We start from the raw sequence: 19407 nt of genomic DNA on the forward strand, positions 1-19407 counted from the left end.
CAGCCTTACCCCTGTCTTCTCTTACGCCAGGAACGACCGCAGCGACTTGCCGCGCTTCGAAACCTGCAGCTTCTTCAGCGCCTTCGCCTCGATCTGCCGGATGCGTTCGCGGGTGACGTTGAAGGTCTTGCCCACTTCTTCCAGCGTATGGTCGTTCTCGCCGCCGATGCCGAAGCGCATGCGCAGGATGCGTTCCTCGCGCGGCGTCAGGTCGGACAGGATGCGCATGGTCGCGTCGCGCATCGAGGAGCGGGCGGCGGCGTCGAAGGGGATCACCGCGTTCTCGTCCTCGATGAAGTCGCCGAGGCGGCCGTCATCATCCTCGCCGATCGGGTTCTCCAGGCTGACCGGCTCGCGCGCCAGGCGCTGCACGGCGCGCACCTTGTCCACCGACATGCCCAGCTCACCCGCCAGCTCTTCCGGCGTCGGCTCACGGCCGGCCTTCTGGGCGAAGCGGCGGCTCATGCGCGCGACCTTGCCGACCGTCTCCGTCATGTGGACGGGAACGCGGATGGTGCGGGCCTGGTCGGCCAGCGACCGGGTGATCGCCTGGCGCACCCACCAGGTGGCATAGGTCGCGAACTTGAAGCCGCGGCGCCAGTCGAACTTGTCGACCGCGCGCATCAGGCCGATGTTCCCTTCCTGGATCAGGTCGCCGAACATCAGGCCGCGGTTGCGGTAGCGCTTGGCGATGTGCACCACCAGCCGCAGATTGGCGCGGGTCAGCTCTTCCTTGGCCTTGCGCATGTCGCGCTCGCCGCGGGCGACCTCGGCGCAGACGCGGCGCAGCTCGGGCGCGGAAAGACCGCTCTCGGCCTCCAGCTTGGCGATGCCGGCGCGGATCGGCGGCAGGCCGTCGCGCAGCTCGCGCAGCGCCAGGGCATGGCGCGCCGCATTGCTGCGGACCTTGGCCGCGGCGTCGAGCACGCGCACGGCGCCGGCCTCGCTGCCGTCCCACAGCTTCAGCACCGTCTCATGGTCCAGCTTGACGGCGGCGGCCAGGCGCACCGCCTTGCCGTCCAGCCCCAGCAGGCGGCGGTGCATGTCGCGCACCTGCGCCACCAGCAGGTCGAGGCGGGCGGGACGCAGGCGCAGCGCGCCGAACAGCACCACCATCTCGGCCCGCTTGGCCTGGGCGTCGCCGCTGCGCGCGGTCATGCCGCGCAGCACGGCATGCGCCTCGAGCGCGGCACCGAAGGCGGCCAGCACCTCGGGCTTCATCTTCTCGTCGAGGGTGGCGTGCGGGGCTGCCGCCTCGCCTTCCTCGGCCTCCTCCGGCTCCGGCGCCGGGGCGGCATCGGCGGCCATCGCCTCGAGCTCGACCACGTCACGCAGCGGCATCTGCGATTCCTGCAGCGCGGTGCGCCAGGCCTCGAGATGGGTGAAGGTGATCGGGTTCTCGCACAGGCCGGCGAGCATGGCGTCGCGCCCGGCCTCGATCCGCTGCGCGAGGGCGATCTCCTCGTCACGGCTCAGCAGATCGGTGCCCGACATCTCGCGCAGGAACATGCGCACCGGGTCGTCGGAACGCGCCAGGCTGGCCTCGTTGACGTTGCCGCCCTCGGCGCCCTCCTCGGCCTCCGGGGTCTCGCGCGTCTCCTCGCCTTCCTCGGCCTCGGAGGGCTCGCGCTCCTCCTCTTCCTCGGCATGCTCCTCGACCCGCACGTCGACCGTCTCGGGGCTGTCGAACTCGTCGCCCATCTCGGCCCGCCAGCCGCGGTTCAACCCGGCCGGACGCTCGGCCTCCGGCGTCTCGCGGGCCAGGATGTCCCCAAAAGCGCCCGTCCGCCCCTTGAGCGGAGCGCCACCCTCGGTGTCGCCCTGATCCGTCGCGCCGTAGGTAAACATCCCGTCCATCTATCCACCTGTTCGTTCGTGCTGGGGGACCAGGGAAGAGGCCCCAACAAGGTCTTTACGTCGCACCATCGCTGCCCGCCCTTCAGGGGCCAAAATGCCGGCACCGCGCCTGGTAGGGCGCCGGCATGATCAGCGGAGTGACAAAAGGAATGGCGGCCGCCGCAGGGTGGCCGCGTGTCTATTTAGGAAGGTTGACCGTCTGCAAACACCCCTTCGCGAGCCGATACCCGGCGGAGACCATCCTGATCCCGGGGGTCGGCGCGCGGGATCGCCAAAGGGACGGCAGCGCGCGCGACGGGGCAACTAGCATATTGCGTGACGAATGGGTGAAAAATCAGCGGCTTTGCTCTCACGCCCGCGCTTCCCCGCCATGCCCAATGCGAATGCCGACCACTTTTTCCGGCGCGGCATTGATTATGAGTCATGCCGCAGCGCCGTGGATGCGCTGCTCTGCGACGTTCACCACCGCTTTCGCGGTCTGCTTCGGCCCGCCCCCGGTGGCCGCGTCGTGTCAGGATGCGAACCTTGCCAGCCGCCCCGAGGCGGGGCTGTGAACCTTGCCAGCCTGCCCGCTGCCCGGTGAACCTTCCCAGCTGTGAACCTTGCCAGCCACCGCAGGGCCGCGGGACTCGGCCGAGGGATTCGAGACACTTGTGACCCTTGCCAGCCGCGCCGCCACCCGCCGATTCTGTGCAGGACCAGGCTGTGAACCTTGCAAGCCGCCGGAATCGTCGATGGCCGCGTCAACTGCGAACCCTGCCAGCAGCGACGATTTCCCCGAAGAGACTGATATCGAACGGGAAAATCGGTTATCCACAGGAACCCTGCCAGCCCTTCTTCAATAACAATCTCTCTTCACTCCTGGCCATTGCCCTGGGCTGGCAAGGTTCACAGGCCGGCAGCAGGCCGGTTGGCAAGGTTCGCATCGACACCCGTCGCCGGGCCGGGGCAGTTTGCCGTCCATGGTTGAGCTGCCAGCGAATCCAAAGGCTTCGGCCGCCGGAACGAATGACCCGATGAAGCACCCCGCGACCGATCAAGGGGATCTCTTCGGCCGTGCAGCCAATGTGCATGGCATCGTCGAGGCCAAGGGTGCCAAGGGTGCCGTGAAGGCGGCGCAGCTGGCGGTGCTCGAGAACCGGCCGCCCAGCCTGAGCAAGGCCCTGGCCGGCCGCATGGGCAGGCAGATCGCCGACACCGCCTCCTCCGCCATCGTCCGCGAATTCGAGGGCGGCAGCGAGATCGGCTACAGCTATTCCGCCTGGTGCCTGGCCGGCTTGCCGCATCGCGACCAGCCGAAGGACCAGAACTGGCTGATCGACACCGATTACGCCCGGCTGCTGGTCCGCCCCGGCGTACGGCTGCGCGACGACAACAGCCAGGAATTCATCGGCGTTCCCTTCGGCAGCTATGCCCGGCTGCTGATGATCGACTGGCAGACCGAGGCGTTGGAACGCGGCTCGCGCGAGATCCATATGGGCCGCTCGGCCAGCGCCGTGCTGGCGCGGCTCGGCATCAGCCGCGGCGGCCCGAGCAACGGCAAGGTGGCCGAGCAGCTGGAGCGCCTCGCCACCTGTGCCGTCGACTTCAGCTTCGGCAACGACAAGAAGGGCGTCATCGTCAACCAGCGCCTGGTCGATGCCTACAGCTATATCGGCGAGCCCGACCCCCGCTCCAAGAAGGCCTCCCGCCTGGTCGAGCACGTGGTGCTGTCCCAGGCCTTCTTCGACGAGCTGCGGCGCCATCCGGTGCTGGTGGACCGCGCGGCGGTGCGCGACCTCACCACCTCGCCGCTGGCCATCGATATCTATCTCTGGCTCGCCTACCGGCTGCATTCCCTGCCGAAGGAGACGCCGATCGGCTGGGATCGGCTCTGGCGGCAGTTCGGCTCCAAGGTCGGCGCGCTGAAGAACTTCAAGACCCAGTTCGAGGGGCCGCTGCACCTGGCGCTCTCGGCCTACAAGAACGCCAAGGTGCGGGTGTCGGATCGCGGGCTGCTGCTGGAGCCGTCGCCGCCGCCGGTCTCTTCCTGACGGCGGCTGGCAGGGTTCGCACCAGAAGAGCAAGGCTGGAGGGAGAAGGAATTCTCCCTCCAGACCTCCCTTATCTTTTTCTGTCGGTGGGCAGCAGGCTGGGCAGGCGGTCGGCCAGGGCCTGCACCGTCTCGTCGGGCAGTGAGGTGGCGAAGCGGAACACCCACTGGCCGCCATTGCGCGTCAGCGTGCCGATGCGCTTGCCCTCATGCACGATATGGCGGCGCTCCGGCATCGTCGGGCGGTTGCTGCCGGGACGCGCCTCGCGGCCCTCCGACACGCGCATCAGCAAGGAGATCTGTTCTTCGGCATCCAGCGTGCTGCCGGCGGCGCGGGCCTGGGCATCGAGCGCCGAGAGGATGCGCGGCAAGGCCGTCTCGTCGGCTTCCACCGCCTCCATCACCCGCCGCGCCCGCAGCATTGCCAGCCGCCGCGGCTCGCGCAGCTTCTCGGTGATCTCGGCCGGGAAGCGCGCCAGGCGCAGATAGAGGCTCAGGGTCGAGGGATCGAGGCCGAACTGCGCCGCGATCTCCCGCGCCGTCCCCGGCAGTCGCCCCCTCACCTCGGCGAACCAGCGCGCGCGCTCCAGGGCAGAGATATCCTCGCGCCGCTCATTCTCCGAGAACTGCACCCGCAGCATCGCCGCATCGTCCAGCGCCCGCACCCGCGCCAGCGCCTGGATGCCCAGCCGCCGGCAGGCCTCGAGCCGTCGCCGCCCGGCCGCGATCTCGAACCCCTCCCCCTGCCGGCGCAGGGTGATGGCATCGTTCTGGCCATTGGCGCGGATGTCTTCCAGCAGCTCCTCGAACTCGGCGCCGTCGAAGGCGCCCGGCAGCCGGTCGCGCGGCAGCCGGTCGGTGACCAGGGCCGGATCGACAAACAGGAATTCCTCCGCCCCCTCCCCCGCCTTCGCGGCGACGGCGCGGGCGGCGGCCAGCGCCCGCTGCAGCCCGGCCTCGGCCTGACCCTTGGTGGCAAGCTCGGCCTCCAGCCGGGCGATTCGCTCGCGCAGGCCCTCGGCGGCGGCGGTCAGTGCGGCGGCCGGGCGGTGCTGCGCGGCGGGCTCGGCCGCCGGCGGCGCGGCGGCCACCTCGGCGGTCGCGTTGTGCAGCGCCTCGCTCAGCTTGCTGAAACGGTTCTTCATGCCGCGCGCCCCCAATGCTGCAGCACCTGCGCCAGGATCGCGCGGTTCACCGCATTGGCGCTGGCGATCACCCGGTTGTAGGCGGCGCGGTCGGTGGAGGGCTCGTATTCGTAGAGCGTCTCCTTGCCGAAACCGGCCGTCCCCATGATGCGCGAATGCAGGAAGGCCTCCGGCAGCACGGCCTCGCCGAAGCGCTCGCGCAGCAGGCCGAGCAGCGCCTCCTGGCTGCGGTCGGTCGGATCGAAGGCGGTGACCAGGATGCGGCTGAAGGCGAAGTCCAGCCCCTGACCGAAGGCCTCGCGGAAGTCGCCGGTATAGCCGGCCAGATGCGCAAAGAACTCCCCGGTCGAGGCCAGGTCGGTCATCGTCGCCCGGGTCGGCACCACGATCCCGGTCGCCGCGTGCAGCGCCGTGGTCATCAGCATGTTGACGTCCGGCCGGGTGTCGACGACGGCGATGTCGTAGCGCTCGCCGGTCGCCGCCAGCAGCGCCGCCAGCTCGTCGAAATACAGCGTCTTCTCGGCAGTGCCGCCGGCCGCGCGGGCGGCCAGCAGCTCCTCCGCCTCGGCCAGCGCGGCGCCGGCGGGCAGCAGGTCGATGCCAGGCCAATAGGTCCTCTGGCAGAGCCGCTCGGCGAGCCCCTCCCCCTCCCCTGCCCGCTTCAGCCAGGCCAGGAAGCATTTCTCCGGCCCGATCTCGCTGGCCGGGTCCAGGCCGAACTGCGCCGTGGCGCTGGCCTGGCTGTCGAGATCGACCAGCAGCACGCGGTATCCGGCCAGCGCCAGGAACTGGGCGAAATGCACGCTCGACGTCGTCTTGGCCGAGCCGCCCTTGAAGTTGGTGAAGACGATGCTGGCCAGGCCTTCGCCGCGCGCCGGATCCCGGCGCGGCAGCCTGCCCAGCGCCCGCCGCGCCTCAAGGATTTCCTCGAATTCCAGGCGGGCGCGCGGGGTGATGCCGCCGCCCTGCGGGGCCAGGCGGCCGGCCTTGCGCAGCTGGCCCGGGGTCACGCCGATCAGCGCGGCCGCCTCCTGCACCGAGAAGCTGCGCAGCCGCTTGCGCTTGTCCGGCGCGTTCTCGACCTCGATCGCGGTGCGCTGCGCCGAGCGCAGCACCTCGGCGATGCGGCGGAAGGTGTCGAGCTGATCCATGCTACCCCCGAAGTCCCCCGGCGCCTACCTAAACGCAAAGCCGCGATCTGGCGAGGTCTTTGTCGAGGCGAATGAGGTTGGATGCATCCATGGGGTTGCTCGCCCTTGCTGAAGACCGGCAGCGGTCTGGAGCGGCCTCCTTGACAAGGGAGCCTGAAAACAGACGGGGCATGGCCCTGGCAGGTCTGGCCCTGGCAGGTCTGGCCCTGGCAGGTCTGGCCATGGATGCATCCAACATCGACCGGGCGCAGCCGAAGGGGCCGGAATGCGGAGCATGGCCGTGCCGCTATTCCCTGGAAGATGGATGCATCCAACGGCCGCCTGTCATGCCGGCTTTCACTGCCGCCGGCGCCTGCGCCGCGGCCCCTTCCATGCTATAGGCGCGGCCGGTCAGGCGATGTCGACGGGCAGGACGGACGGGACGATGCAGCAGGCGGATGAGCTGTCGCGGGTCAAGGCGCGCATCAAGGCACTGACGGAAAAGACCGTCTCGAATGGCTGCACCGAGGCCGAGGCGCTCGCCGCCGCCGAGATGGCGGGCCGGCTGCTGGAACGCTACGCCCTCAGCATGGAGGAGATCGACATCCGCGCCGCCCGCTGCGTGCAGGTCGAGATCCCGCTGGCCGGCCGCCAGCGCCGCCCGATCGATGGCTGCGTTCCGGCCATCGCCCGCTTCTGCGACTGCAAGGTCTGGCTGACCCGGGAGGAGGACCGCCCCCGCTACATCTTCTTCGGCTTCGAGGAGGACACAGCGATGGCCAGCTATCTCTATGCCGTCATCGAGCGCGGCATGCAGACCGAGCTGGCCCGCTTCCGCGCGGCGCATCCTGGCCTGCGGGCGACCGCGCTGCGGCAGGCCTCGACCAGCTACCAGCAGGGCCTGGCCAGCCGCATTGCCGAGCGCCTGGAGACCCTGCATGCCGAGCGGGAGGCCGAGGTCGCGGCGAAGCGCAGCACCGGCAGCGCCCTGATCGTGGTGAAGCACCGGGTTGTGGAGGATGCCTTCAAGGAAACCTCCGTCCGCCTGGTCAGCGCCCGCCGCAGCGGGTTGCGCGCCAATGGCGCCTATCGGCAGGGCTATGCCGCCGGCGACCGCATCAGCCTCGACCGCCCGCTGCGCGGCACGGGGCAGGGGGCGCTGGAGTGAGCACGCCGCCTCCGCGGGACAGCCAGCGCCAGCGCGTCTATGCCTGGGAGGACCGGGTGGTCGCGCCGCAGGCGGGGGGCATGGTCGCCTTCGCCGCCGCCCAGCCGATGGTCGATGCGATCTGGGGCGAGCTCGGCCTGCGCTTCCCGCCGAAGGTCGAGAAGCTGCCGCACCAGGCGCGGCGCCGCATCGCCGATGCGGACCGGCTGCGCCTGCGCCTGCCGCCTGAATGCCCGCCCTGGGTGCTGTTGCACGAGCTGGCCCATTGCCTGACCAGCACGGCGGAGGGCCGGTCCGACGGCCATGGCGCGGCGTTCGTCGGGGTCTATGTGCAACTGCTGGTGCGCTATCTGCGGCTCGACCGGGACGCGCTCCTGGCCTCGCTCGCGGCGGAAGGCATCGCCGTGCAGCCGGAGGCGCGGCCGCTCTTCCTGGACGGCGCCGCATGAGTGACTCCCATCTCGACGGGCTGAACCCGGCGCAGCGCGCCGCCGTCCTGGCCCCGGCGCCGCAGCTGGTCATCGCCGGCGCCGGCTCGGGCAAGACCGAGACGCTGGCCCGCCGCGTCGTCGACCTGATCAGCCGGCGCGGCGAGGATCCGTCGCGCCTGCTCTGCATCACCTTCACCACCAAGGCGGCGGCCGAGATGCGCGCGCGGCTGGCGCAGCGCCTGCCGCCCGGCCGGCTGCCACGCTGGGTCGGTACCTTCCACGCCGCCATGGCCCGGCTGCTGATCGAGGATGGCGGCGATGTTCCCGGCCTGCCGCGCGGCTTCTCGATCATGCCGCAGGCCGAGGCCCGGCGCCTGCTGATGCAGGTGGCGGGCCTCCGCGACGCGCAGACCGGCACCGCCCTGCAGGAGGTGATCTCCCTGCTCAAGGGCCGGCTGGCCAAGACCCCGCGCGGGCCGGCCTTCGCCCGCTTCGAGGGCGCGCTGCTCGACCAGGCCGCGGCGCTGCTGCCTGATTACGGCAAGGCGCTCGCCGAGCGCGCGGCGCTGGATTTCGACGACCTGATCGCGCTGCCGGTGCGCGCCATGCGCGCCGACCCTGGCCTGGCCGCCCGCTGGCAGGGGCGCTGGTCGGAAATCCTCGTCGACGAGTTCCAGGACACCAACCTGGCGCAGCACCGGCTGGTCAAGCTGCTGGCCGGGCAGGGGGGGCGGGTCTTCGCCGTCGGCGACGATGCGCAGTCGATCTATGGCTGGCGGGGGGCGGCGGTCGCCGAGCTGCGCCGCTTCGCCGAGCATTATCCCGCCGCCCCGGCGCCGCTGCGGCTGGAGACCAATTACCGCTCCACCCGCCGCATCCTGCTCGCCGCCAATGCGGTGGCCGCCTGCGACCCGGAGGCGCTGCGCAAGACCCTGCGCCCGGCCGATGCCGCCTCGGCCCTGGGCCCGCCGCTGAGCCTGACCATCCTGGAGACCGCCGAGGAGGAGGGCAGGGCGGTCGCCCGCCGCCTGCTGGCGCTGAGGAAGAAGACGCCGGAGATGGCCTGGCGCGACGCCGCGGTGCTGCTGCGCGCCAGCTTCCTCGCCGACCCGCTGCTGCAGGGGCTGCGCGAGGCCGGCATCCCGGCCGGGCTGGTGGCCGAGCGCGAGCCCGAGCCGCCGCGCGAGATCCTGGCCGCGCAGGCCTGGCTGCGGCTGGCGCTGAGCTGGCGTGACGGCGCCTGGGACCCGGCGGCCGACGACGCCTTCCGACGCGCCTGCGCCATGCCGGCGCGCGGGCTTTCGGGGCGGCTCTTCGCCCGGCTGCGCGACCATGCCGCCGGGGCCGGGCTGGCACTCGCGGCCGCCATCCCGTCGCTGCCCGCCACCGAGGAGGAGCGCGCGCCGCTGCAGGCCGTCGCCGAAACCGCCCGGGCGATCGCCGACAGGCTGGCGGCCCAGCGCCCATCGCCCGCCGACGCGCTGCAGCTGGCGGCCATCGGCGCCGGGCTGGCCGATGGGCTGCGCCAGGCGAGCCCGGACCGGCTCGCCGCCTGGGAGGCCGCCTTCGCCGCCGCCGCCCGCAGCGGCAGCCTGCCCGCCTATGCGGATGCCCTGGCGCTGGGCAGTGCCGGCACCGAGGCCGAGGCGCCGGACGCCGTGGCGCTGATGACGCTGCACCGCGCCAAGGGGCTGGAATTCGACCATGTCCTGCTGCCGGGGCTGGAGGATGGCGTCTTCCCGCATTTCCGCGCCGAGGCGCAGGGCAGCCTCGATGAGGAGCGGCGGCTTTTCTATGTCGGGCTGACGCGGGCGCGGAAGACGCTGTGGCTCAGCTGGGTGCGGCACCGGCGCGACTGGGCGGCGAAGCCCTCGCGCTTCCTGGCCGAGATCCCGCCGCAGCTGTTCCGCGCGGTTGCCTAGAGCCGATCCCGACCAGGTGGAATCACCCGATCGGGTGAAGAGGCTCGCAAGAATGAAAAGCTAGAGCGGTGGCGGGGGCCAGGGGGACCCGGAACCCCCCACCCCCGCCCCCCGGGGACCCACCCGCACACAACACCGGAGCCGGCCCGCCCCCCCCGCCCCGGGGGGCCCGGCGCCCCCGCCCCCCCCCCCCCCCCCCGCTCTAGCGGCGCCGCTTGAAGACCGACAGGAATTCCAGCCGTTCGGCGACCAGCAGCAGCAGCGCCACCACGGCCAGCACCAGCAGGATGATCAGGGCGTTGCTCATGCCAGGGCCAACGCCGGCCGGCGGCGCGGGTTGCCGGCGGGCGGCAGGGCGGTGCTAGGCTGCCGGCATGGATGAGATCGACCGCAAGATCCTGGGCCTGCTGCAGGCCGATGCCACGCTGTCCGTGGCGCAGCTCGCCGACCGGGTGGGGCTGTCCACCACCCCCTGCTGGAAGCGCGTGCAGAAGCTGGAAGGGCAGGGGGTGATCACCCGCCGCGTCGCCCTGGTCTCGCCGGAGGCGGTCGGGCTCGGGCTCAGCGTCTTCGTCGCCATCGAGGCCGGCGACCATTCCGAGGCCTGGCTGCGCCGCTTCGCCGAGGCCGTCGCCGCCATGCCCGAGGTGATGGAGGCCTACCGCATGGCCGGCGAGGTCGACTACATGCTGCGCGTCGCGGTCGCCGACATGGCCGCCTATGACGCCTTCTACAAGAAGCTGATCGCGGCGACCGCGCCGCGCAACGTCACCTCCCGCTTCGCCATGGAGCGGATGAAGCACACCACCGCCTATCCGCTGGGCGGCGCCGCCTTCCGCGACCGCATGGCCGAGGCGGCGCGGGAATAGTTTTCCGCCGCCCCGGGCTTCGGCAGGACGGGCATCCTGCCGGGGCGCCGAAGTTTGGGAATCACAACTCTTTCCCGCCGGCCTCTGGCTTCATACTTTCGGGGCCGATGACGCAGCGCCATTCCTTCCCCCGCCGAATGCCCGGTTGCTGTCGGGCCTGACCCGGCCCGTCGCCGCGGCCCACCGGCCCGGCCGCTCCCTTCCAGCCCGCAGGCGGCCCTGGCGCCGCGAAGGACCAGCATGTCCGAGACCCATGCGGCAAGGCTGCCGCACGCCCTGATCGCCGCCCCCGCGCGCCGTTCGTTCCGGCCGCGCCTGACGCTGCCGCCGCAGCTGCGCCGCTTCCTCTCGCCGCTGGCGATCATCCTGCTGTGGCAGGCGGCCTCGATGGCCGGGCTGATCGCGCCGCGCACCCTCGCCGCGCCCAGCACCATCCTCGCCAGCGCCTGGGAGCTGACGCTGTCGGGCGAGCTGCCGTCGCATCTGCTGGTCTCGCTCGGCCGGGTCGGCGCCGGCCTCGCCATCGGCCTCTCCGCCGGCGTCGCCCTGGCGCTGGTCGCCGGCCTGTCGCGCCGCGGCGAGGAGGTGGTGGACGCGCCGATGCAGATGCTGCGCACCCTGCCCTTCCTGGCGCTGGTGCCGCTGTTCATCCTGTGGTTCGGCATCGGCGAGACGCCGAAGATCGCCCTCGTCGCCCTGGGCGCCACCTTCCCGGTCTATCTGACCCTGTTCTCCGGCATCCGCGGCGTCGAGCCAAAGCTGGTCGAGGCGGGGCAGGTCTTCGGCCTCGACCGCCGCGGGCTGGTGCGGCATGTGGTGCTGCCGGCCGCCCTGCCTTCGGCGCTGGTCGGGCTGCGCTATGCGCTGGGCAGCGCCTGGCTGAGCCTGGTCATCGCCGAGCAGATCAATGCCAGTTCCGGCATCGGCTTCCTGATCAACGACGCGCGGGAATTCCTGCGCACCGACATCATCGTCGTCGGCCTGCTGGTCTATGCGCTGCTCGGCCTCGGCGCCGATGCGCTGGTGCGTCTGGTCGAGCGCCGGGCGCTGGCCTGGCGCCCCAGCCTGGTGAAGGGGTGAGCGCCATGACCGACCGCAGCCTGCGCGTCCGCCACCTGACCCGCCGCTTCGGCACGAACACCGTGCTGGACAATCTTTCGCTGGAGCTGGCGCCCGGCAGCTTCACCGCGCTGCTCGGCCGCAGCGGCTCCGGCAAGTCGACGCTGCTGCGCACGCTGGCCGGGCTGGACCCGGCGCCGGCCGAGGCGCAGCTCGACCTGCCGCGGCCGGTCGCCGTCGCCTTCCAGGAGCCGCGGCTGCTGCCCTGGAAGAAGGTCTGGCAGAATGTCGTCATCGGCCTGGACGGCCGCGCCTTGCGCGACCGCGCCGAGGCGGCGCTGCAGGAGGTCGGGCTCGGCCGTCACCTCGACGCCTGGCCGGCGACGCTGTCCGGCGGCGAGGCGCAGCGCACCGCTTTGGCCCGCGCCCTGGTGCGCCAGCCGAAGCTGCTGCTGCTGGACGAGCCTTTCGCGGCCCTCGACGCGCTGACCCGCATCCGCATGCATGCCCTGGTGCTGGAGCTGTGGCGGCACCACCGCCCGACCACGCTGATCGTGACGCATGACGTGGACGAGGCCGTGCTTCTCGCCGACCGCGTGCTGGTGCTCGACGGCGGCCGCATCGCCGCCGATGTGGCGGTCGACCTGCCGCGGCCGCGCCGCCATGCCGATCCGGTCTTCTCGGCGCTGCGCCGCCAGTTGCTGGGCGCGCTCGGCGTCGAACTGGAGGAGGCGGCCTGATGGACAGCTTCGTTCGTCTCGACCCGCTGCCCGCGCTGAAGCGTCGCTTCGCCGAAAGCGCGGCGCAGCATGATCGCGACGCTTCCTTTCCGCATGAGAATTTCGCGGCGCTGCAGGAAGCCGGGCTGCTCGGCCTGACCGCGCCGGAGCGGTTCGGCGGCGCGCAGATCGGCCTGGCGCGGGCGGCGGAGATCGTCGGCCAGGTGGCGGAAGGCTGCCCGGCCACCGCCCTGGTGCTGGCCATGCAGTTCATCCAGCTGCGCCAGCTCTGCGCCGAGCCCGCCTGGCCGGAGGCGCTGAAGGAAAGGCTGGCGCGCGGCGCCGTCGAGCGCGGCGAGCTGGTCAATGCGCTGCGCGTCGAGCCGGAGCTCGGCACCCCGGCGCGCGGCGGGCTGCCGGCGACCATCCTGCGCCGCGACGGCGAAGGCTGGCGGCTGTCGGGGCGGAAGATTTTCTCGACCGGCGCGCCGGCCCTGACCTGGATGCTGGTCTGGGCGCGCACGGATGAAGACGCGCCGCGCACCGGGCTGGTGCTGGTGCCGGCCGGCGCCGCGGGCGTCGCCATCGAGGAGAGCTGGGACCAGGCCGGGCTGCGCGCCTCGGGCAGCCATGCCGTGGTCTTCGACGGCGTCGCCATCGCCGGGCATCAGGCGCCCGACCTGCGGCTGCCGGCCGACTGGGCACGGCCGGATGCGGCGCAGGCGGCCTGGAACACGCTGCTGATCGCGGCGCTCTACACGGGCGTCGCGCGGGCGGCGCGCGACTGGCTGCTCGGCTTCCTGCGCAGCCGCGTGCCGTCTGCCCTCGGCGCGCCGCTGGCGACGCTGCCGCGGATGCAGGAGGCGGTCGGCCGGATCGAGGCGCTGTTGCTGGCCAATGCGCGGATGGTGGCCGCGGCCGCAGCCGACCAGGATGCCGGCGACGGGGCGACGGCGACCGAGACGTCGCTGATCAAGACGCTGGCCGCCGACAATGCCATCGAGGTGGTGCAGCAGGCCCTGGCGCTGACCGGCAATCATGGCCTGGCCAGGAAGAACCCGCTGGAGCGGCATCTGCGCGATGTGCTCTGCGCCCGCATCCATACCCCGCAACCCGATGCCGCTTTCACCCTCGCCGGGCGCCTGGCGCTCGGCCTGGGCTGAGGAGGAGACAGCAATGTCCGACAAGCTCGAATTCATCGGCATGGTCCAGCCGCGCCAGCAGTCGGAGATCCATCCGGCCTCCGGCCCGGCGATCGACCTCGGCTATTTCCGTGCCTCGGCGCAGGCGCATGACGAGGCCGGCTTCGACCGCATCCTGATCGGCTGGTACAGCAACGGGCCGGACGGGCTGCTGCTGGCCGCCGATGCCGCCGCGCACACGAGGAAGGTCAGCTTCCTGGTCGCCCACCGGCCGGGCTTCCAGGCGCCGACCACGGCGGCGCGGGCCTTCGCCAGCCTGGACCAGCTCAGCGGCGGCAGGGCGGCGATCCATGTCATCTCCGGCGGCGACGACACCGACCAGGCGCGCGACGGCGACTGGCTGGGCAAGGATGACCGCTATGCCCGCACCGACGAATACCTGGACGTGCTGAAGGCGGTCTGGAGCGGCGAGGGGCCGGTCGACCATGAGGGGGCCTACTACCGCATCAAGGGCGCCTCGCCCGAGGTGAAGACGGTGCAGGCGCCGCGCATCCCGATCTATTTCGGCGGCGCCTCGGAAGCGGCGCTGCGGGTGGCGGGCAGGCATGCCGACACCTATGCGCTCTGGGGCGAGACCCAGGCGCAGGTGCGCGACATCGTCGCCCGCGTCCGCGCCGAGGCCGCGAAGCACGGGCGGCAGGTGAAGTTCAGCCTGTCCTTCCGCCCGATCCTGGCCGAGACCGAGGAAGCCGCCTGGGCCAAGGCCGAGACGATCCTGGGCGAGATCCGCCGGGTGAAGGGCCAGGCGATCCTGGCGACCGGCGCAGATGCCAAGAGCCGCGCGCCGCAGAATGCCGGGTCGCAGCGGCTGCTCGACGCCGCGGCGCTGGGCGACCGGCCGGAGGGGCGGCTCTACACCGCCATCGCCCGCGAGACCGGGGCGCGCGGCAATACCACCGCGCTGGTCGGCACGCCGGAGCAGGTGGCCGAGGCCTTCCTCGACTACCACGCGCTGGGGGTCACCACCTTCCTGATCCGCGGCTTCGATCCGCTGGAAGACGCGGTCGAATACGGCCGCTCGCTGCTGCCCGCCACCCGCCGACTGCTGGCCGAGAAGCTGGCGCATCAGGACATCGCCGCATGACTTTCCTGCCCACACGTCGAATTCTGCTGACCGGGGCCGCCGTGCTGGCGGCGCCGCGGGTGCTGCGGGCGCAGGCGCCGCTGCGGGTCGGCGACCAGCGCGGCAATGCGCGCGCCGTGATGGAGGCGGCCGGCGTGCTGAAGGGCGTCGAGGGGCGCTTCGCCTGGAGCGAGTTCCCCGCCGCCGCGCCGCTGGTCGAAGCGCTGAATGCCGGCGCCATCGATACCGGGCTGGTGGGGGATGCGCCCTTCACCTTCGGCGCCGCCGCAGGGGTGCCGGCCAAGGCGATCGCGGCGACGCGGCAGGGGCAGGATGGGTTGGCGATCCTGGTGCCGAAGGACAGCCCGATCCGCAGCTTCGCCGATCTGCGCGGCAAGAGCATCGCGACAGGGCGCGGCTCGATCGGGCACCAGCTGGTGCTGGCGGCGCTGGAGGATGCGAAGCTGCCGGCGGATGCAGTGAAGCTGGTCTTCCTGCTGCCGGCGGATGCCAAGGCGGCCTATGGCAGCGGCGCGGTGGAGGCCTGGTCGACCTGGGAACCCTATGTGTCGCAGGAAGAGGTGCTGGTCGGATCGCGCCGCATCGTCGATGGCAACCGCATCACGCCGGGCTTGAGCTTCCAGGCGGCGCGGGACGATGCCATCGCGTCGCGCCGGCCTGACCTGGAAGACTTCGTGCGTCGCCTGACGGTCGCGCGTCGCTGGGCGAACGACAACATTTCTTCGTACGCCAAGACGTGGTCCGGCCTGATGAATGTACCCGAGCCGGTGGCCGTGCAGTGGTTCACGCGCGCCCGCACGCGGGTGGTGCCGATCGACGACAGTGTGGCGCGGGACGAGCAGGGCAATATCGACCTGTACACGCGGGCCGGCTTGGTGCGGCGGCGCATTGTGGCCGATGACATCCTGGACCGCAGTTTTTCGGCCGTGATCCAGTCTGCCTGAATGTGGGGGTCCGGGGGCATTCAATGCCCCCGGTGCTTGCTTTGCTTATCTGAGCGTCGGATCCAGCCGATCCCGCAGCCAGTCGCCCACGAGGCTGACCGACAGCGTCGTCAGCACGATGACAGCCGAGGGCGACAGCAGGATCCAGGGCGCCCGCGTCAGGTATTCCCGCCCATACCCCACCATGTTCCCCAGCGAGGTCATCGGCGGCTGCACGCCGAGGCCGAGGAAGGACAGCCCGCTTTCCAGCAGGATGATTTCCGGAAAGGCGAGCGTCATGGAGACGATCAGCGTCGCCGCGATATTGGGCAGCACGTGATGGGCATAGACGCGCCAGGGCGTGGCGCCGAGCTGGCGGACGGCTGCCGCATAGCCCTGCGCCCCGGCGCTGATGGCGAGGCCGCGGGCGATGCGGGCGTAGCGTTCCCAGCCATGCAGGCCGAGCAGGCCGATGAAGAGCGGCAGGGAATTGCCGAAGAAGGCCAGCACCGAGAGGGCCAGGATCATGAAGGGCATGGCGGCCTGGAAATCGACCAGGGCCATCACCGCCTGCTCCACCCAGCCGCGGAAATGCGCGGCGAGGAAGCCGAGCAGTACGCCGAGCGTCGCCGCGATGATGGCGGCGCCGAAGGCGATCAGCAGCGACATGCGGATGGAGACGATCAGGCGCGAGAGCACGTCGCGGCCGAGCTCGTCGGTGCCGAGCGGATGCGCCCAGCTGCCGCCCATGAAGACCGGCGGCGAGAGGCGGGCGCGCAGGTCGAGGGCGGTGATGGAATAGGGCCGGATCTGCTCGGCGAGGAAGGCGATGGCCAGGACGGCGACGATCCAGACCAGGGCGATCGCCACCATCGGCGGGATCTTCCGGCGCGGTTTCGGCGGCGCCACGGGCAGCGGCAGGACGGCGGGGGTGGTCGCGGACATGGTCAGGCCTCTCCGCGCGTGGCAACGCGCAGGCGCGGGTCGAGGGCGCCGTAGAGCAGGTCCACCGCCAGGTTGGCCATGATCATGGTGGCGGCGACCAGCAGCAAAATGCATTGCACGACGGCCAGGTCGCGGTTGGCGACGGCCACGACGAGCAGCCGCCCGACGCCGGGCCAGGAGAAGACACTCTCGACGACGACGGCGCCGGCCAGCAGGCTGCCGATCATGAAGCCGACGATGGTCACCGTCGGGATGGCGGCATTGGGCAGGGCATGGCGGCGGACGGCCATCTGCCAGGGCACGCCCTTGGCCAGCGCCGTGCGCATATAGGGCTGGCCCAGCACCTCGAGCATCGCCGAGCGTGTGAACCTTGCCAGCACGGCGGCGCCGCCGAGGCCCAGCGTGATCACCGGCAGGATGGCATGGCGCCAGCTGTCCTGGCCGCCGGAGGGCAGCCAGCCGAGCTGCACGGCGAACAGCAGCACCAGCAGCAGGCCGAGCACGAAGGAGGGCACGGTGAAGCCGGCCACCGCCAGCAGCATCACCGCGCGGTCGGCGAAGGAGTTTCTGTGCAATGCGGCGTAGATGCCCGCTGGAATTCCAAGGCCCAGCTTGATCGCGAGCGCGGGCAGGGTCAGGGCCAGGGTGGCCGGGATGCGCTCGGCCACCAGGCTGATGGCGCTGCGGCCGTCACGCATCGAATTGCCCAGGTCGCCCTGGAAGATGGCGGCGAAGTAGCGGAAGTACTGGACCCAGAGCGGGTCATCCAGACCCCAGGCGCGGCGGAAGGCAGCGACGGCCTCCGGCGGCGCATCGGCCGACATGATCAGCAGCGCCGGGTCGCCGGACAGGCGCAGCACGATGAAGGCGAAGCTGACCACCAGCACCAGGGTCAGGAAGGCGCGGGCCAGGCGCAGGCCGAGGAAGCGCAGCATGTCAGGCCGCCTTTTTCACGATGAGGCCGTGGCCGGCCGGCATTTCGCCCTGCGCGACATGGCAGGCGACCAGGCGGCCATCGGCGCGCGGCTTCAACGCCGGGTTGTCGGTGACGCAGCGGCTGCCGGCCATCGGGCAGCGCGGGTGGAAGGCGCAGCCGGAGGGGCGCGCCGCCGGGTTGGGAGGGTCGCCCTGCAGCACGATGCGCTGACCACGCCGGCCGGGATGCGGGATGGCCGAGACCAGGGCCTGGGCATAGGGGTGGGCCGGGTCGTGCAGCACGGCGTCGGGCTCGCCTTCCTCGACGATGCGGCCGAGATACATGACGGCCACGCGGTGGCTCATCTGCCGCACGGCGCGCAGGTCGTGGCTGATGAACAGGATGGAGACGCCGCGCTCGGCCTGGATCTCCGAGAGCAGGTTCATCACCTGCGCCTGGATCGAGACGTCGAGCGCGCTGATCGGCTCGTCGCAGACCAGCAGCGCGGGATCGGTCGCCATGGCGCGGGCGAGGACCGCGCGCTGGCGCTGGCCGCCGGAGAGCTCATGCGGGTAGCGCGCGCCCTGGTCGGGGCGCAGGCCGACCGCCTGCAGCAGGGTGGCGACGCGCTCGGGGCCGCCGGGCAGGCCGTGGATTGTCAGCGGCTCCTCGACCTGGGTGCCGATGGAGAGGCGGCGGTCGAGCGCGCCCAGCGGGTCCTGGAAAACCATCTGCATCCTGGCCCGCTGCGCCCGCCAGGCGCTGCTGCCGGGGGCGGGGAGGGCGGCGCCCTCGAAGCGGACGCTGCCCTGGTCCGGGGTTTCCAGGCCCAGCACCAGCCGGCCGGTGGTCGACTTGCCGCAGCCGGATTCGCCGACCAGGCCGAGGGTCCTGCCGCGTTCCAGCGTCAGCGAGACGCCATCCAGGGCGCGGACCTCGACGGGACGGCCGAAGAAGCCCTGGCGCTGCCAGTAGCGGCGGGTGAGGCCCTGGGCTTCGAGAAGAGGGGCGTTCATGCGGGGGCCAGGGCAGGGGAGGGGGTGGTGGTGGCATGCACCGCCGGGTGGAAGCAGGCGGCGCGGTGCTGCGGTGCCAGCGCCTCCAGGCAGGGCATCGCGGCGCTGCAGGACGCCGTGGCGCGCGGGCAGCGCGGCGCGAAGGCGCAGCCGGGCGGCATGGCCCAGGGCTCCGGCACCGTGCCGGGGATGGCCAGCAGCGGCCGGCGCGGCCCGTCCATCGGCGGCAGGGCGGCCAGCAGGCCTTCCGCATAGGGATGCGAGGGCGCCGCGAACAGCCGGCTGGCAAGGTTCTCTTCGACGATGCGGCCGGCATACATGACGCAGACCCGCTCGCAGGTCTCGGCGACGACGCCGAGATCGTGGCTGACCAGGACGAGGGCCATGCCGGTGTCGCGGCGGATCTCCTGCAGCAGCTCGAGGATCTGCGCCTGGATGGTGACGTCGAGCGCGGTGGTCGGCTCGTCGGCCACCAGCAGCTCGGGCTCGCCGGCCAGGGCCATGGCGATCATCACGCGCTGGTTCTGCCCGCCGGAGAGCTCATGCGGATAGGCCTCCAGCCGCCGCGCCGGGTCGGGCATGCCGACGCGCTCCAGCAGGCGCCTGGCCTCGGCGCGCGCCGAGGCGCCGTCCAGGCCGCGATGCAGCCGCAGCCCTTCGGCGATCTGCCGGCCGATGCGGTGCACCGGGTTCAGGCTGCTGGCCGGGTCCTGGAAGATCATGGCGACGCGGCGGCCGCGGATGCGGTCGAGCGTGGCGGGCGCGGCGCCCACCAGCTCGGCGCCGTCCAGCCTGACGCTGCCGCCGACCCGGGCCCTGGCGGGCAGCAGGCCGAGGGCGGCCAGCCAGGTGACCGACTTGCCGCAGCCGCTCTCGCCGACCAGCGCCACGGCCTCGCCCCGGCCGATGGACAGGTCGACGCCGCGCAGCGCCGGCTGGCCCTCGAAGCTGACGGTCAGGCTGCGGATCTCGACGAGAGCCTCGGCCAT

17 protein-coding genes are annotated in these 19407 nt (G+C 71.9%); 10 read left to right on the plus strand and 7 right to left on the minus strand.

What is annotated here, in order from left to right:
* Positions 1-21 precede the first annotated feature (21 nt).
* Positions 22-1857: an RNA polymerase sigma factor RpoD gene (rpoD, locus tag WFI16_RS18845; protein ID WP_419899395.1), complete on the minus strand. Its 1836-nt coding sequence runs from the start codon at positions 1855-1857 to the stop codon at positions 22-24.
* Positions 1858-2873: 1016 nt separating this feature from the next.
* Between rpoD and WFI16_RS18850 the strand changes: the two genes are divergently transcribed.
* Positions 2874-3890, plus strand: coding sequence for a replication protein RepA (locus WFI16_RS18850; RefSeq protein ID WP_419899396.1), 1017 nt, complete (start codon positions 2874-2876; stop codon positions 3888-3890).
* A gap of 70 nt (positions 3891-3960) precedes the next feature.
* Here WFI16_RS18850 and WFI16_RS18855 read toward each other — a convergent pair whose 3' ends face one another.
* Together WFI16_RS18855 and WFI16_RS18860 are read right to left on the minus strand one after the other, a co-directional pair.
* A complete protein-coding gene (locus WFI16_RS18855; protein WP_419899397.1) occupies positions 3961-5034 on the minus strand; it encodes a ParB/RepB/Spo0J family partition protein in 1074 nt (357 codons plus the stop codon).
* A complete protein-coding gene (locus WFI16_RS18860) occupies positions 5031-6185 on the minus strand; it encodes an AAA family ATPase (protein ID WP_419899398.1) in 1155 nt (384 codons plus the stop codon). Before WFI16_RS18860 ends, WFI16_RS18855 begins: the two co-directional genes overlap by 4 nt.
* A 424-nt stretch (positions 6186-6609) precedes the next feature.
* Between WFI16_RS18860 and WFI16_RS18865 the strand changes: the two genes are divergently transcribed.
* From WFI16_RS18865 to WFI16_RS18905, 9 genes are all read left to right on the plus strand, one after another.
* On the plus strand, positions 6610-7332 hold the full coding sequence (locus WFI16_RS18865) for a DUF7168 domain-containing protein (RefSeq protein ID WP_419899399.1): 723 nt from the start codon (positions 6610-6612) through the stop codon (positions 7330-7332).
* Entirely contained in the window at positions 7329-7781 is a 453-nt protein-coding gene (locus WFI16_RS18870; RefSeq protein ID WP_419899400.1) for a hypothetical protein, read from the plus strand. Before WFI16_RS18865 ends, WFI16_RS18870 begins: the two co-directional genes overlap by 4 nt.
* A complete protein-coding gene (locus tag WFI16_RS18875; protein WP_419899401.1) occupies positions 7778-9685 on the plus strand; it encodes an ATP-dependent helicase in 1908 nt (635 codons plus the stop codon). The genes WFI16_RS18870 and WFI16_RS18875 overlap by 4 nt, the downstream gene beginning before the upstream one ends.
* 374 nt (positions 9686-10059) lie before the next feature.
* A complete protein-coding gene (locus WFI16_RS18880) occupies positions 10060-10554 on the plus strand; it encodes an Lrp/AsnC family transcriptional regulator (protein ID WP_419899402.1) in 495 nt (164 codons plus the stop codon).
* Between the two features lie 240 nt (positions 10555-10794).
* The gene (locus tag WFI16_RS18885; RefSeq protein WP_419899403.1) at positions 10795-11634 is read left to right on the plus strand and encodes an ABC transporter permease; all 840 of its coding nucleotides are present in this window, start codon (positions 10795-10797) and stop codon (positions 11632-11634) included.
* 5 nt (positions 11635-11639) lie between these two features.
* The gene (locus WFI16_RS18890) at positions 11640-12353 is read left to right on the plus strand and encodes an ABC transporter ATP-binding protein (RefSeq protein ID WP_419899404.1); all 714 of its coding nucleotides are present in this window, start codon (positions 11640-11642) and stop codon (positions 12351-12353) included.
* Positions 12353-13495 (plus strand): acyl-CoA dehydrogenase family protein, encoded by a 1143-nt coding sequence (locus tag WFI16_RS18895; protein WP_419899405.1) that lies wholly within the window; start codon positions 12353-12355, stop codon positions 13493-13495. The genes WFI16_RS18890 and WFI16_RS18895 overlap by 1 nt, the downstream gene beginning before the upstream one ends.
* Positions 13496-13508: 13 nt before the next feature.
* Positions 13509-14618: an LLM class flavin-dependent oxidoreductase gene (locus WFI16_RS18900; RefSeq protein ID WP_419899406.1), complete on the plus strand. Its 1110-nt coding sequence runs from the start codon at positions 13509-13511 to the stop codon at positions 14616-14618.
* Positions 14615-15562 (plus strand): ABC transporter substrate-binding protein, encoded by a 948-nt coding sequence (locus WFI16_RS18905; RefSeq protein WP_419899407.1) that lies wholly within the window; start codon positions 14615-14617, stop codon positions 15560-15562. The genes WFI16_RS18900 and WFI16_RS18905 overlap by 4 nt, the downstream gene beginning before the upstream one ends.
* A gap of 45 nt (positions 15563-15607) precedes the next feature.
* Here the strand turns inward: WFI16_RS18905 and WFI16_RS18910 are convergent, their stop codons facing one another.
* Genes WFI16_RS18910 through WFI16_RS18925 form a run of 4 tightly spaced genes read right to left on the minus strand, consistent with a single transcriptional unit; the run spans position 15608 to position 19407 of the window.
* Positions 15608-16486 carry an ABC transporter permease gene (locus tag WFI16_RS18910; RefSeq protein WP_419899408.1) on the minus strand — a complete coding sequence of 293 codons (879 nt, stop codon included), beginning with the start codon at positions 16484-16486 and terminating at the stop codon, positions 15608-15610.
* Between the two features lie 2 nt (positions 16487-16488).
* Positions 16489-17421, minus strand: coding sequence for an ABC transporter permease (locus tag WFI16_RS18915; protein WP_419899409.1), 933 nt, complete (start codon positions 17419-17421; stop codon positions 16489-16491).
* Between the two features lies 1 nt (position 17422).
* A complete protein-coding gene (locus WFI16_RS18920; RefSeq protein WP_419899410.1) occupies positions 17423-18418 on the minus strand; it encodes an ABC transporter ATP-binding protein in 996 nt (331 codons plus the stop codon).
* On the minus strand, positions 18415-19407 hold the full coding sequence (locus WFI16_RS18925; protein ID WP_419899411.1) for an ABC transporter ATP-binding protein: 993 nt from the start codon (positions 19405-19407) through the stop codon (positions 18415-18417). Before WFI16_RS18925 ends, WFI16_RS18920 begins: the two co-directional genes overlap by 4 nt.

The sequence above is a fragment of the Roseomonas sp. USHLN139 genome (genome assembly GCF_037145735.1).
Lineage (GTDB): Bacteria > Pseudomonadota > Alphaproteobacteria > Acetobacterales > Acetobacteraceae > Pseudoroseomonas.

What these genes read in the sequence shown, in the direction of transcription:
- rpoD (WP_419899395.1), bottom strand. Translation starts at nt 1,857, where the DNA reads ATGGACGGGATGTTTACCTACGGCGCGACGGATCAGGGCGACACCGAG.
- WFI16_RS18850 (WP_419899396.1), top strand. Translation starts at nt 2,874, where the DNA reads ATGAAGCACCCCGCGACCGATCAAGGGGATCTCTTCGGCCGTGCAGCC.
- WFI16_RS18855 (WP_419899397.1), bottom strand. Translation starts at nt 5,034, where the DNA reads ATGAAGAACCGTTTCAGCAAGCTGAGCGAGGCGCTGCACAACGCGACC.
- WFI16_RS18860 (WP_419899398.1), bottom strand. Translation starts at nt 6,185, where the DNA reads ATGGATCAGCTCGACACCTTCCGCCGCATCGCCGAGGTGCTGCGCTCG.
- WFI16_RS18865 (WP_419899399.1), top strand. Translation starts at nt 6,610, where the DNA reads ATGCAGCAGGCGGATGAGCTGTCGCGGGTCAAGGCGCGCATCAAGGCA.
- WFI16_RS18875 (WP_419899401.1), top strand. Translation starts at nt 7,778, where the DNA reads ATGAGTGACTCCCATCTCGACGGGCTGAACCCGGCGCAGCGCGCCGCC.
- WFI16_RS18880 (WP_419899402.1), top strand. Translation starts at nt 10,060, where the DNA reads ATGGATGAGATCGACCGCAAGATCCTGGGCCTGCTGCAGGCCGATGCC.
- WFI16_RS18885 (WP_419899403.1), top strand. Translation starts at nt 10,795, where the DNA reads ATGTCCGAGACCCATGCGGCAAGGCTGCCGCACGCCCTGATCGCCGCC.
- WFI16_RS18890 (WP_419899404.1), top strand. Translation starts at nt 11,640, where the DNA reads ATGACCGACCGCAGCCTGCGCGTCCGCCACCTGACCCGCCGCTTCGGC.
- WFI16_RS18895 (WP_419899405.1), top strand. Translation starts at nt 12,353, where the DNA reads ATGGACAGCTTCGTTCGTCTCGACCCGCTGCCCGCGCTGAAGCGTCGC.
- WFI16_RS18900 (WP_419899406.1), top strand. Translation starts at nt 13,509, where the DNA reads ATGTCCGACAAGCTCGAATTCATCGGCATGGTCCAGCCGCGCCAGCAG.
- WFI16_RS18905 (WP_419899407.1), top strand. Translation starts at nt 14,615, where the DNA reads ATGACTTTCCTGCCCACACGTCGAATTCTGCTGACCGGGGCCGCCGTG.
- WFI16_RS18910 (WP_419899408.1), bottom strand. Translation starts at nt 16,486, where the DNA reads ATGTCCGCGACCACCCCCGCCGTCCTGCCGCTGCCCGTGGCGCCGCCG.
- WFI16_RS18915 (WP_419899409.1), bottom strand. Translation starts at nt 17,421, where the DNA reads ATGCTGCGCTTCCTCGGCCTGCGCCTGGCCCGCGCCTTCCTGACCCTG.
- WFI16_RS18920 (WP_419899410.1), bottom strand. Translation starts at nt 18,418, where the DNA reads ATGAACGCCCCTCTTCTCGAAGCCCAGGGCCTCACCCGCCGCTACTGG.
- WFI16_RS18925 (WP_419899411.1), bottom strand. Translation starts at nt 19,407, where the DNA reads ATGGCCGAGGCTCTCGTCGAGATCCGCAGCCTGACCGTCAGCTTCGAG.